We start from the raw sequence: 12,216 nt of genomic DNA, 5'->3' as shown, positions 1-12,216 counted from the left end.
GATTCCGGCAATATTGCCGATTCGGTAACTCCGCGAGGCCCCGCCGACATCGGTCAGCGGGGCCTCGTCGTGCCTTGGCGTCAGGCGAGGCGCAGCGCCAGGTCGCGGGCGTGGGTGGCGGCGGTGGGGCCGCGGGTGGGGTCGGGGGCTTCGGAGAGGAAGACCAGGGCGAGCATCAGGGCGGCGTCCAGGCGGCAGGCGAGGAGGCAGGGGTCGTCCTCGTCGGGGACGGGGGCGACGGTGGCGTAGCCGGCGCGCAGGGCGGCCAGGTCGAGCTCGTTCTCCGGGTAGCGGGCGTACTCGGCGAGGCGGCCGAACTCCAGGGCGGGGGTGCCGAGCAGGGCGTTGGACCAGTCCAGGAGGGCGGTGGTGCGGCCGTGGCTGCGGCGGATGTTGGAGCTGCGGACGTCGAGGTGGAGCAGGCTGGTCCCGGTGAGGGAGGAGAGGTGGCGGGCCAGGAGGTCGGCGGCCGGGGGCTCGGGCAGGTCGTCGGTGCGGCGGGCGAGTTCGGCCCAGCGGCGGCCTATCCGGGTGGTGAGGACGTCGAGCGTGCTGCCGCCCTCGGCGGCTACGGGGTGCAGCCTCGGTGGCGTCACCTGGTGCAGCTGGGCGAGGAGTTGCCCGAGGGCGTGGGAGTCGAGCGGGGAGCCGTCGTCGTCGACATAGTCGGAGAGCAGCACGTCGGGGGAGTTCGGGTCGTCGGCGAGGACCAGTTCCCGGGCCCGGGCGACGGGCAGGCCGTGTTCGGCGAGGTGCCGGGCGATGGCGTGCTCCTGGACGAGCAGGGCGCGGGTGTCCACGTACGGGTCGTTGGCGTTGGAGTCGAACCGCCGGTGCGCGAGCCGTACGGCGACCGGTGCGCCGTCCCGGCCCCGGGCCCGGAAGACGGTGAACTCCAGTCCCTTGCCGACGAGTTCGAGGCCGCTCAGGCCCCACTGCTCGGCCAGTCGGTCCAGTACGGCGAAACGCTCACTCATTGCGCATCCTCGGGAGTCTTGCGACGGTCGGTCGCCCTGCTGTCCTTCAGCAGGGCGTAGGCGATCGGCAGGCAGGTCAGCAGGGTGACCACGCCGCCGAGGGCGAAGGCGGCGCGCGGCCCGGCGGAGGCGCTCACCCGGCCGAAGACCAGCGCGCCGAGGGGCATCGTGCCCCAGGCGAACAGCCGGTAGACGCCGGTGGCCCGGCCGAGCATCCGGTCCGGGATGATCGTCTGGCGCAGCGAGACGGCGACGACGTTCCAGACCATCAGGGCGAAGCCGGTGGCGCAGTAGGCGGCGGACACCACCCACACCCGGTCGGTCGCCCCCACCGCCAGGCCGGCGAGGCCCATCGTGGCCAGGCCGCCGACCAGCGCGGGGACCCGGCCGATCACCGTGGAGAGCCGGCTCGCGACCGTGCTGCCGATCACTCCGCCGACCGCCCCGGCGGCCAGCAGCGCCCCGTACGCGGAGTCCGGAAGCCCCAGCACGTCGTGCACCAGGATGACGAAGACGGCGATCTGGCCCAGGTAGACGGCGTTGATGACGCCGGCGGAGACGGTCAGGGCGCGCAGCAGCGGATCGCGCAGGACGAAGGCGACGCCCTCGCGGATGTCCGCCAGCAGGCGGGGGCGGGGCTTCTCCGCGGGCGATCCGGGTTCGGATCCGGGTTCGGGGTCGGATGCGGGGTCCGGGGCGGGTCCGCGGATGCCGCGCAGCAGCACCGCGGAGACCAGGAAGGAGACCGCGTCGATCAGCAGCGGAACGGTCCGGCCCACGGTGAACAGCACGCCGCCGACGACCTGCCCGAGCAGGTCGCGGCCGATCGTCTGGACGGCGAAGAGCCGGCCGTTCGCCGACTCCAGGCGTTCCTCGGGGACGACGCTCGGCAGCAGGGCGAAGGACGCGCAGTCGAACAGCACCTCGCCGACGCCCAGCAGGAAGGCGGCGGTGAGCAGGGGCCAGAAGGTCAGCCGGTCGGCGGCGAGCAGCACGACGGCGAGGACCAGCACCGCCGCGCGCAGCAGGTCGGCGAGGACCATCAGCAGGCGGCGTTCGAAGCGGTCGGCGTAGGCCCCGGCGGGCAGGGCGAACAGCAGCCAGGGCAGCGTGGTCGCGGCGGTGACGGCGGACACCTGGAAGGCGTCGTGCAGCACCGCGGTGGACAGCAGCGGCAGCGCGGCGAAGCGCATGCCGTCGCCGATCGCGGAGGAGGCCGCGGCGCCGATGACCCGGTGGTAGCCGGAGGAGGGACGGACGGCGGTGTCGGTGCTCACCCGCGCGGCTCCGGGAGGGATTCCGGCCCGGCGGGCGCGCTGTCCCAGGCGCCGGCGCCGTCCCCCGCCGAGAAGACGGCGCAGCGCAGTTCGCTGGTGTACCGCTGGCCGTCCACCTCCAGCCAGCGCTGGTCGGGGGCGGGCAGCATCTCGGAGATCTCCAGGGTGCCTTCGGCCCTGGCGGCCAGCCGGCCCAACTGCCGTACCAGCAGGGGGGACTCCCAGTCGACGTAGACCGGCTTCGGTTCGCCGGGGACCTTGACGAAGACGTGCCGGGGCAGCCGGTGTTCGGCGCGCAGCCGGCAGGCGGCGACGAACCGGGCGGCGTCGTCCCGGCCGGTCGGCCGGCCGAGGGCGGTGGTGTCGCGCAGCCGCTCGGCGGGGATGCGCCAGGTCTCGCGCTGCAGGACGACGCGGCCGCAGCGGATGCGCGGGATGTGCGCGAGGTGGGGGGCGTTCAGTCCGGCGCCGCCGAAGTGGCGGGGGAAGGCGAACGGGGAGAGCGGGTCCTGCCGGATGCTCGGGCCGCCGGCCGGGGGCGCCATCAGCCGCAGCCGGCCCTCGACGCCGCGGGCGCGCAGTTCCAGCCGGTCGCCGCGCAGCACCAGGTACAGCTGGGAGGGCTGCAGGACCCGGTCGCGGGTCTGCGCGGAGCGGCCGTAGACCTCCAGGTCGTGGCAGGGGTAGACGAGTTGGGTGGAGGACTTGTCGGGGTGGCCGCGGGACAGGTTGGCGAGGACCTCGTCGTCCGCGAGCAGGGACTGGTAGCCGCGGTACACCTCGGAGAGCAGTTCGGGGGTGTGCTCCTGGATCAGCGGGCCGAAGCTGGTGTGGGTGATGACCTCCCGCACCGCGTGGCAGTCGCCGATGACGGCGGTGAACCGGCCCTCGGCCAGGTCCTCCCGGCTGGCGGCGGCGAACAGGACGTCCGGGTCGCAGACGGCCGGCGGGCTGCTGGGCCGGCCGGCGAGGACGGCCGCCATCCGGTCCCGGTCCACCACGACCTCGGAGCGGTCCGGGTCGGTCGCGGCCCCGCCGAGCAGGGCGGCGCCGATCGCCCGGTCCAGTTCGGCGAGTTCGGCCTCGACGGCGAGGCACTCGCGGGCGATGGCGTCCCGGTCGCGGAAGAATTCGGCGTAGAGCACGTCCAGCGGGATCTCCACCCCGGGGCCGAAGCGCTCGGCCACCCACCGGGTGAGGATGACCAGTTCGCGCCGCATCCGCAGGCGCGGGCCGGCCAGCACGGTCTCGTACACGATGGACAGCTCGTCGGTGATGAAGCGGGCGAGGTCCGGGCCGACGGTCAGGTCGGCGGGACGGCCGCGGGCCTCCTCGAACAGGATGCTGCGGTCGGCGTAGTGCAGGCCGCTGTTGCGGTTGGCGGGGCCGCCGGTCAGCTGCTCGAACCGGGCCTTGCCGGCGGCGAGCGCGGCCGCGCGCTCGGGCAGCGGCAGCCTGGCGAAGCGGGTCAGGTCCGCCTCGAAGCCGTCGATCGCGGCGAGCAGCGGGGCGGCCGGTCCGGCGGGGGCGGCGAGCAGTTGCTCGCGCAGGGCGGCCAGCGGCCGGTGGTCGCCGATCGGGATCTCGAACTCGACGACCACCCATTCGCGGTCGGCGAGTTCGGCGAGTGCCGTGTCGAAGGGGACGGGGCCGGGCAGCTCGTCCTGCCAGGCCTGCCGCAGTTCGCGCAGGGTGCGTTCGCCGTCGCAGTGCTGCCACAGCCAGGCCTCGTACGGTTCCACCGGCCGCCCGCCGAGGTGCTGGAAGTCCCAGTCGGTGTCCAGGCCGTCGCGGGTGGTGAAGGCGTACAGGTCGATCCGGCCGTCGCGCAGGAAGGACAGCGGGCGGCGCCGGGGCCGGGCGTGGTCGAGCAGGCCGGGGACGGCGGCGGCGCTCTGGGCGAGCTTCTCGGCGGCCCAGTGGCTGAACAGCGCGTGCCGTTCCAGCTCCCGCTCGCCGGTCCAGGTGATGCCGGGGGCGGTGCCGAGGCGGCCGGGGGTGAAGGGGCCGAAGTGCGAGTGGGTCTCGTTCTTGGTGGTGACCCGTTGGAGGTACATGGTGAGCAGGTCGGTCATCTTGCGGGTGCGCCGGCCGGTCGTGCCGTCGTGGCCGTCGAGCCAGGCGGCGAAGGTGGGGTAGGCGGAGTCGTTGGAGAGCAGCAGGACCTGCCGCAGGCGTTCGTCGCCGAAGGCCTCGACCACGGCGGCCCCGGCCCGGTCGAGGCGGTCCTGGTGCCGGGCGGCGAAGCGGGTCTGCTCCTCGGCGAAGTGCCGGGCGGCGTCCTGGTAGCCGCGCAGGGTGGCGGCCGCCTCGGCGGGTACGGCGGCGGCCGCGGCGGCGAGCGCGGGCTCGGGGACGGGCAGCAGGAAGCCGGCCGGGGAGGAGAGCCGGGCGGCGCCGGGCACCGGGTGCCGGCGCAGGGCGGCCTTGAACTCCTCGGCCAGCGCCTTCAACCGCTGCCCGTGGGCGACGAGTTCGCGGGCCTCCTCGGCGGCGGCCGGGTCCGCCAGGGGCGCGAGCAGCTCCATCGGGAAGCCGGCCTGGCGGAGCACGACGACCGGCGCGAGCTGCCAGGCGACGCGCGCACCGGGCTCGGCGGTGGTGGTCCGGGGGTCGTTGACGGTGGTCACAGCCTCACCTGGGAATCGAGTGGACGGGCGGGCGCCGGTCGTGCAGGGCGTCCAGGACGGCGAGCGGGTCGGTGGGGAGCGCGGGCAGCAGGCCGGGGCTCGGCGCCCAGGGCTTGACCCGCACCCCGTGGTAGTCGGACCCGGCGGTGGCGACCAGGCCGAGCCGCCCGGCCGCCGCGGCGAGCCGGGCGCTGTCGGCCGGGGTGTGCCAGCTGGTCCACACCTCCAGCCCGGCCAGGCCGGCCGCGCGCAGCGGCTCCAGCAGCGCCGCGCACTGCGGGGTGTCCAGGCCGGCGGTGAGCGGGCCGGGGTGGGCGAGGACGGCGACCCCGCCCGCCTGCTCGATCCAGGACAGCACCTCCACCAGGTCGGGGTTGACCGGGTGTTCGACGTGCAGCGGCCGGCCGGGCCGGCACCAGTCGGCGACGAGGCGGGCGAAGCGGTCGTCGCCCTCGCGGTACGGGGCGAACCGGGGGTCGCCCTCGGCGGCCTCCAGCAGCAGGGCCAGGTAGTCGTTGACGTAGGCGACCCGGTCGCCGCCGAGGCGCCGCTCGACGTCGGCCCGGGCGAGCGGCACCCCGAGGGCCTGCGCCCGGTCGGTCCAGGTGCGCCACCAGGCCAGTTCGGCGTCGTGGACGCGCCCGATCCGCTGCCGGAACGGTTCGTCGCCGGGGTCGACGAAGTAGGCCAGGCAGTGGGTCTCCTCGCCGCGCCAGCTGGTGGTGATCTCGCAGGCCGGTACCACGGTGAGGCGCCCGCCCGCGGCCCGCTCGAAGGCGGCGACGCCCGCGAGGGTGTTGTGGTCCGTCACGGCGGCCACCCGCAGGCCGGCCTCGACGCACCGCCGGGCCAGTTCGGCCGGCGCCTCGTCGCCGTCCGAGTGCCGGGTGTGCAGGTGCAGGTCGACCGGGGTGGCCAGGGTGGCGGGCGCGCCCCGCATCAGCAGGCCCCCCGCATCGGCTGGATCGGCATCAGCAGGCCCCCCGCATCAGCGGGCTCCGGGCAGAGTGCGCCGCCAGGAGGCGGCCAGCCAGCGCTCGTACTCGGGGCCGGACGGGTCGTCCACGACCAGGCAGAGCGGCTCGATGATCCGCCCCGCGCCGCCGGCCAGGCCGCCGTGCAGCATGGTCAGGTTGTGGCCGAGCAGCAGGTCGCAGTGCTCGCCCGGGGCGAGCACCTCCCAGCGGCGGCGGAACCGCGCCCAGGTCAGGCCGGTGGCCATGAGCACCTGGTGGCAGAAGAGCCGGGCCGCCTCGCCCCGGCACTCGCCGCACGGACAGCCGTGGGCCAGCGGCACGGCGGCGGGGAAGCGCCGGCGCTCCTCCTTGGTCAGCACGGCCTCGCCGTGGTGGAAGGACAGGCCGTGCCAGAGCGGCTCCTCCAGTCCGAGCATGGCGCCCACCGAGGGGTAGGCGCAGCCGTGCTCCGGCTGGCGCTCCAGGCCGCGGGCCAGGTTGCCGCCGAGCCAGCGCGCCGCGGTGGCCGCGGCGTCCGGCCCCCGGTCGATGCCGCGCCGCTCCAGCACGTCGTCGATCACGCCGAGCCAGTCGTAGTACGTGGTGACGCTCAGCCCCTCACCGACCTCGGGCAGGAAGATGCCCTGGTACATCTTGTGCGCGGGGGTGGTGGTGTACCCGGAGTCGCCGTAGGTGCGCCGGGCCGGGTCCCAGCCGGGGTCGTCCTGGAGACTGGGCGTCAGGTACGAGCAGTGCTGGCCGTCGTGGTGGGGCAGCAGGGTCCGGGTGGTGAAGCCCTCGGGCACGTGGGTCTGCTGTGCCCGGTCGACCTCCAGCCGCATCCGGGCGGGGGCGCCGCGGGCGATCAGCGTGGTGCGGACGCGTTCGACGATGGAGGTGGACAGCCGCCGGCTGTCCTCGACCCCGAGCCGCAGCCGGCCGATCCGGAAGACCGCCCAGCCGGTCCGGTGGATGACCTCGACGGCCTCGGCGGCCAGGGCGTCCAGCGCCCGCTCGCGCTCGGCGGGGGCGTCGGAGAGCAGCGGGGTGCAGTCGAACCGCGCTTCGTGGGAGGTGAATCTCACCGGTGCTCCTGGGGTGCGGAGGGGGTGCCGGGGGCCCAGGGCGCGAGTTCGGCCGGGGCCACGTCGGTGCGGAACAGGAACTCGAAGAGCAGTCGGGCGGCGATCTGCGCGGTGCCGCCGGACGGGTCGTAGCGGGGCGCGATCTCGGCGATGTCGACGGCGCCGACGGGCAGCGCCCGCAGCTCCTCGTAGACGTCGAGGAGGTCGCCGATGCCGATGCCGCCCATGGTGACGTGCCCGGTGCCGGTCGCCGCGGCACTGTCGAGCACGTCGATGTCGAGGGAGACGTAGACGGTGTCGCAGCGCGAGCCGAGGTCCTCGATCACCGGGCGCAGGGCCGCGGCGGCGCCGTCCCGGGTGATGGAGGAGCCGGGTACGACGTGAAAGCCGCTGTCGAGCAGGCCGCGGAACTGGTCGTACTTGGTGACGTCCCCGACGCCGACGAAGGCGATGTCCTCCGGGCGCATCCCCGGGATCTCGCTGATCCGGCGGGAGTTGGAGCCGTGGTACAGCGGACCGTGCAGGGTGCTCCAGTTGCCGAAGTCGAAGTGGTGGTCGATGTTGATGAACCCCACCCGGCCGGCGCCGCGGTCGAGCCGTCCGGCGCGGAAGCCGGCGAAGGTGGGGAAGGTGCAGGAGTGGTCGCCGTTGAGGAAGATCAGGCGCGGGGCGTTGCAGCTCAGGCGGCGGCTCTCGGCGGCGACGGCCTGGAAGGTCTTCACCGTGTCGGTCGGGTAGATGTGCAGGTCTCCGGCGTCCGCGACGCTGGGCGCGTGGTAGCGGAAGGTCTGCCCGGTGCGGGTGTCCAGCATCCGCCACTGGCCGAGGCTGGTGAGGTAGCTGGAGAAGACCAGGCTGGCCTGGCGGATCGCCCGCGGCCCTTCCGCGGCGCCCGGGCGGGAGCTGGCGGTGGCGTCGTAGGGCACACCGGACGCCACCCAGCCCGTCTCGCCGACGTCCACCTGGTCGGCGGTGGTGGTGGGGGCGCCGAACAGGGTGCCGACGCCGGCCCAGCCCGGCAGCGGGTCCTGCTCGAAGTCCTCGGGCTTGACGCTGTTCCGGAGCGCTTCGAAGTCGGGGAGCTCGGTCATGTCAGTCCTCCTGCACGGCGGACGCGGCGGGCACGCCGGGCGCCGTGGGTGCGGTGGGCGCGGCGGGCGGGGTGGGCGCGGCGGCGGGCAGCGGGGTTCGGATGACGTCGTGCGCGGCGGCGATCTTCTCCTGGAACAGGTCCCAGCTGGCCTCGGGGGACAGGTGCCGGGGCCGGTAGACGACCGGGGCGTCCTCCCGCCAGTCGGCGAAGTCCCAGTTGAAGATGCGCTCGCGCAGCCTGGGGAAGTCCGGGGTGAGCGGGTACGGCACGAAGTTGTACAGGTTGAAGAGCCACAGCGCCGATTCGTTCTCCCGCATCCAGGCGACGGTCTGGCCGTGCGCGGCCTCCGTCTCCTCGTCGAGGCCGCCCATCATGTTGAGGACGATCTTCAGCCCGGCGTCGCTGAGTTGACGGATCTTCGAAGTGTAGTCGTCCAGGCCGCGGGAGAGCTTGTTGAGCCGCTTCAGCATCTGCGAGTCGGCCGACTCGAAGCCGAGCTCCACGGCGACGACGCCGAGTTCGAGCATGGCCTCGACGATCCACTCCTTCACCTGCATCACGTGGGTCTGCACGATGAAGCGGTAGCCGGGGCGGTCGCGGAAGACGTCCAGCAGGTTGCCGACGGCCTCGCGGGACTGGCCGAAGGTCTTGTCGCCGATGTAGAAGAGCCGGGTGTCGGGGAACCGGGTGGTCAGCTCGTCCACCTCCTGGGCGAGCGCGTCCTTGGCGACCAGGGTGAGCTGCTTGCTCCAGGCGTCGCCGCAGAACGAGCACTGGTACAGGCAGCCGTGGCTGGCGTTGAGCCGCAGCAGCGGGACCCGGCCGTGGTAGCCGCCGAGGTGGCGGTAGTCCGGCGCCCAGGTGATCCGGTCGGAGACCAGGCCGGGCAGCAGGGGCTTCTCCAGGCTGCCGCCGGAGCCGGAGGCGAGTTCGACGAGGCGGCGCACGAAGCCGGCGTCGAGCTGGCCGCGGTGCACGGCGTGCACGGCGCCGTCCGGGGCGAGCGGGGCCATGTTCCCGCCGAGGACGACGCGCCGGCCGGCGTGCTCCAGCCGCTTGGCCACCTCCAGGGCGAGGCGGAGGTTCTGGGCGAGCGGGGACATCAGGACCAGGTCACCGGGGGCGGTCGCGTCCAGCAGCGGTTCGGCGCAGTCCTCCGGCTCGGCCGGGGTCCTGGACAGGTCGCGGAAGACGGAGTCGAGCCCCGCGGTGTTCAGCAGGGCGGTCAGGTGGGCGACCCACAGCGGCATCTCCCACAGGCCGTCGGTCGGGATGAAGTACTCGGGCAGCAGGGCCCGGAAGCGCCGGTCGTAGTCGTCGTAGTAGCGCGACAGGTTCGGGTCGGGGTCGTGGCTGGAGGGGAAGGGCAACTGGACGATGCAGCTCTTGGTCATGAGCGGTGCCTTCGGTCGGTGAGGGCGTGGGGTCCTCGACGTGGAGCACTCAGTGGGACCGGCGCGAGAAGACCGCACAACGCAGCTCGCTGGTGTGACGTTCTCCGTCGATGTCGAGCCAGAGGTGCTCCGGGGCGGGGAGCATTTCGCTGAACTCCAGGGGGACGGCGGTCCTCCGGGCGAGCCGGAGGACCTGCCGGACGATGAGGGGGGACTCCCAGTCGACGTAGACCGGTTTCGGCTCGCCGGGGATCTTCAGGAAGCCGTGGCGCGGCAGGCCGAGGTCGCGGCGGAGCCTGCGGGCGGCGGCGAACTCGGGGGCGTCGCCCTTGGACCGGTGGACGCCGGGGCTCCAGCCGCGCAGCGCCTCGGCGGGGATGCGCCAGCGCTCCCGGTGCAGCACGATCCGGCCGCAGCGGATGCGGGGCACGTGGTCGCGGTCCCGGTCGCGGATGCCGACCCCGCCGAAGTGCCGGGGGAAGGCGAACGGGGAGAGCGGGTCCTGGCGGATGCTGGGGCCGCCGGCCAGCGGGGCGAGCAGCTTCAGCCGGCCCGCCAGGCCGTGGGCGCGCAGCTCCATCCGGTCGGCGGTGGCCACCAGGTACAGCCGGTCGGGCCGCAGGACGTCGCCGCGGGCCTTCGGGGAGAGCCCGTACACCTCCAGGTCCGGGCAGGGGTAGGTGAGTTGGGCGCCGGTCTTGTCGGGGTGCGAGCGGGAGAGGTCGACCAGCACCTCGTCCTCGTCGAGCAGCTCCCGGTACCGGGTGTGGATCTCCTCCAGCAGTTCCGGTGCCTCGGCCTGGAGCATCGGGGCGAAGCTGGAGTGGGTGAGCGCCTCGCGCACGGCGTGGCAGTCGCCGACCACGGCGAGGAAGTCGCCGCGGGCGATCGCGGCGGCGTCCGGCGCGGCGAGCATCACGTCCGGGTTGCACAGCGCGGGCGGGGTGTCCGGGTGGCGGGCGAGGAGCTCCTCCAGCCGGGCCCGGTCGACGACGCTCTCGGGCCGGCCGTCCTCGGCGCCGTCCAGCAGCAGGGCGACGACCTCGCGGTCGAGCGCCTCGATCTCCCGGTCCACCTCCTCGCACCGCGCGGCGAGGCGCGGCTTGTCGGCGAAGAAGGCGGCGTAGAAGTCCGGCAGCGGTACGGGCGTGCCGAGGCCGAAGCGCCGTGCCGTCCAGTGCCGCAGGACCTCCAGTTCGCGGCGGATCCGCAGCCGGGGGACGAGCAGGGTCAGGTCGTAGACCGCGGACAGCTCGCGGCCGATCAGCCCCGTGACGTCCGGGCCGAGGACGACGTCCTCGACCGGGCTGTACGCCTCCTCGTAGAGGATGCTCCGGTCGGCGTAGTGCCGGCCCTCGGAGCGGTTGGCCGCCGATCCGGTGACCTCCTCGAAGGCCTCCTTGAGCTCGCCGAGCAGGGCCGCGCGCCGCGCCGTCGGGCCCTCGGCGAAGCGGCGCAGCCCGTCCTCGAAGCGGCGCACCACGGCGAGGTCGGGGGAGTCGTCGGCGAGGTGACCGGCGAGCGAGCGCAGCACGTCGGTGGACCCGATCGGGATCTCCCAGCGTCCGATCAGCCAGTCCTGGTCGACGAGTTCGGCGAGCACGTGGTCGAAGTCGAGGTCGGCCGGGCGGTCCGGGCGTTCGGCCCAGGCGGCGCGCAGCCGCGCCACCGTGCGCTCCCCGTCGCAGTGCTCCCAGAGCCAGGAGCGGTGGGTGTCGAAGGTCTCGGACTTCACGGCGACGAAGCGCCAGCCGTCCGGCATGCCGGTGGTGGACTCGAACGCGTACAGCCGGACCAGGGGGCCCTCGGCGAAGGCGAGCGGGCGCCGGCGGGGGCGCACCGTCTCGAAGGCCTCCGGCCGGGCGCTGAAGACCTCGGCCATCGCCTCGCCCGCCCAGTGGCTGAGCAGGGCGATCCGGCGCAGCGGGCCGGTGGACCAGGTGATGCCGGTGGCGGCGGTGCCCTCGGGGGCCGCCCGGGCGACGGCGAGGGGGCCGAAGTGCGAGTGGGTCTCGTTCTTGGTGGTGACCCGCTGGAGGTACATGGCGAGCAGGTCGGTCATCCGCTTGACGTGTCCGTCCGACCCGGTGCCGCCGGCGGCGATCCAGGCGGTGAACTCCTCGAAGCGGGCGTCGTTGGACAGCAGCAGGACCTGCTGGAGGGAGGGCTCGCGGAACAGGTCCACCACGGTCCGGCGGGCCCGGGCGAGGGCGGCGCCGTGCTCCTGTTCGAAGGCCTTCCAGTGGCGGTCCAGGGCCTGCACCGCGTCCTGGTAGCGCTTGGCCGAGTCCAGGGCGGCGGGGCCGAGTTCGGCTTCGAGCCGGGCGAGGTCGGCGGGCGGGAAGGGGCGGAGCATGCCGACGCCGGAGGCGAGGTCGCCCCGGGTGCCGGCCTGTTCCGCGCGCAGGGCGGCCTTCAACTCCCGCCCCAGTTCGACGGCTTCGTCCCGCAGGGCGAGGACGGTGTCGGCGGCCCGGGCGGTCGGTCGGTCGACGACGCGGTCCAGCAGCGAGAGCGGGTAGCCCGCGTGGCGCAGCATCGCGACCGGGGCGAGCGACCACCCCCGGCCGCCGCCCTGTGCGGATCGCACGGTGTCCGGGCGCTGCCTCGGTTCGTCCATGATCGTCCCCTCATGGCTGACTTGATCACGACAGTTCGTGACCATACCCAGGCGTCGAGAGGTCTTTCAATAACGATGTGGTCAACCCGTCGGGTTCCGGCCGGAACTGACCGGTCGACAGCCGAAACTCCGAGGTCGTGCAGCAGGGTCGGGCCATTGGGATGGCCTCGGTGGGGCTCATTCG

The 12,216-nt window shown here is 74.2% G+C and carries 8 protein-coding genes; all 8 read right to left on the bottom strand.

Going from position 1 to position 12,216, the window contains the following annotated elements; all coding sequences use genetic code 11:
* Positions 1-80 precede the first annotated feature (80 nt).
* The 8 genes from ACFVUY_RS27020 to ACFVUY_RS26985 are packed head-to-tail and all read right to left on the bottom strand — an operon-like array spanning position 81 to position 12,032.
* Entirely contained in the window at positions 81-977 is an 897-nt protein-coding gene (locus ACFVUY_RS27020) for a phosphotransferase family protein (protein ID WP_387734075.1), read from the bottom strand.
* Positions 974-2,254, bottom strand: a complete 1,281-nt coding sequence (locus ACFVUY_RS27015; protein WP_387734073.1) for an MFS transporter — start codon at positions 2,252-2,254, stop codon at positions 974-976. The genes ACFVUY_RS27020 and ACFVUY_RS27015 overlap by 4 nt, the downstream gene beginning before the upstream one ends.
* Positions 2,251-4,884: a lantibiotic dehydratase gene (locus ACFVUY_RS27010; RefSeq protein WP_387734070.1), complete on the bottom strand. Its 2,634-nt coding sequence runs from the start codon at positions 4,882-4,884 to the stop codon at positions 2,251-2,253. The genes ACFVUY_RS27015 and ACFVUY_RS27010 overlap by 4 nt, the downstream gene beginning before the upstream one ends.
* A gap of 4 nt (positions 4,885-4,888) precedes the next feature.
* On the bottom strand, positions 4,889-5,824 hold the full coding sequence (locus tag ACFVUY_RS27005) for a PHP domain-containing protein (RefSeq protein ID WP_387734067.1): 936 nt from the start codon (positions 5,822-5,824) through the stop codon (positions 4,889-4,891).
* Positions 5,825-5,872: 48 nt separating this feature from the next.
* On the bottom strand, positions 5,873-6,925 hold the full coding sequence (locus tag ACFVUY_RS27000; RefSeq protein WP_387734065.1) for a hypothetical protein: 1,053 nt from the start codon (positions 6,923-6,925) through the stop codon (positions 5,873-5,875).
* Entirely contained in the window at positions 6,922-8,016 is a 1,095-nt protein-coding gene (locus ACFVUY_RS26995; RefSeq protein WP_387693623.1) for an arginase family protein, read from the bottom strand. The genes ACFVUY_RS27000 and ACFVUY_RS26995 overlap by 4 nt, the downstream gene beginning before the upstream one ends.
* 1 nt (position 8,017) lies before the next feature.
* Entirely contained in the window at positions 8,018-9,412 is a 1,395-nt protein-coding gene (locus tag ACFVUY_RS26990; protein WP_387693625.1) for a B12-binding domain-containing radical SAM protein, read from the bottom strand.
* A 49-nt stretch (positions 9,413-9,461) separates the two neighbouring features.
* A complete protein-coding gene (locus ACFVUY_RS26985; RefSeq protein ID WP_387734062.1) occupies positions 9,462-12,032 on the bottom strand; it encodes a lantibiotic dehydratase in 2,571 nt (856 codons plus the stop codon).
* Positions 12,033-12,216 lie beyond the last annotated feature (184 nt).

The organism is Kitasatospora sp. NPDC058063 (assembly GCF_042885395.1).
Taxonomy (GTDB): domain Bacteria; phylum Actinomycetota; class Actinomycetes; order Streptomycetales; family Streptomycetaceae; genus Kitasatospora; species Kitasatospora lactacystinica.
The sequence above is the reverse complement of the archived record's forward strand: the minus strand, read 5'-3'. Positions and strand labels throughout refer to the sequence as shown.

What these genes read in the sequence shown, in the direction of transcription:
- ACFVUY_RS27020 (WP_387734075.1), bottom strand. Translation starts at nt 977, where the DNA reads ATGAGTGAGCGTTTCGCCGTACTGGACCGACTGGCCGAGCAGTGGGGC.
- ACFVUY_RS27005 (WP_387734067.1), bottom strand. Translation starts at nt 5,824, where the DNA reads ATGCGGGGCGCGCCCGCCACCCTGGCCACCCCGGTCGACCTGCACCTG.
- ACFVUY_RS26995 (WP_387693623.1), bottom strand. Translation starts at nt 8,016, where the DNA reads ATGACCGAGCTCCCCGACTTCGAAGCGCTCCGGAACAGCGTCAAGCCC.
- ACFVUY_RS26990 (WP_387693625.1), bottom strand. Translation starts at nt 9,412, where the DNA reads ATGACCAAGAGCTGCATCGTCCAGTTGCCCTTCCCCTCCAGCCACGAC.
- ACFVUY_RS26985 (WP_387734062.1), bottom strand. Translation starts at nt 12,032, where the DNA reads ATGGACGAACCGAGGCAGCGCCCGGACACCGTGCGATCCGCACAGGGC.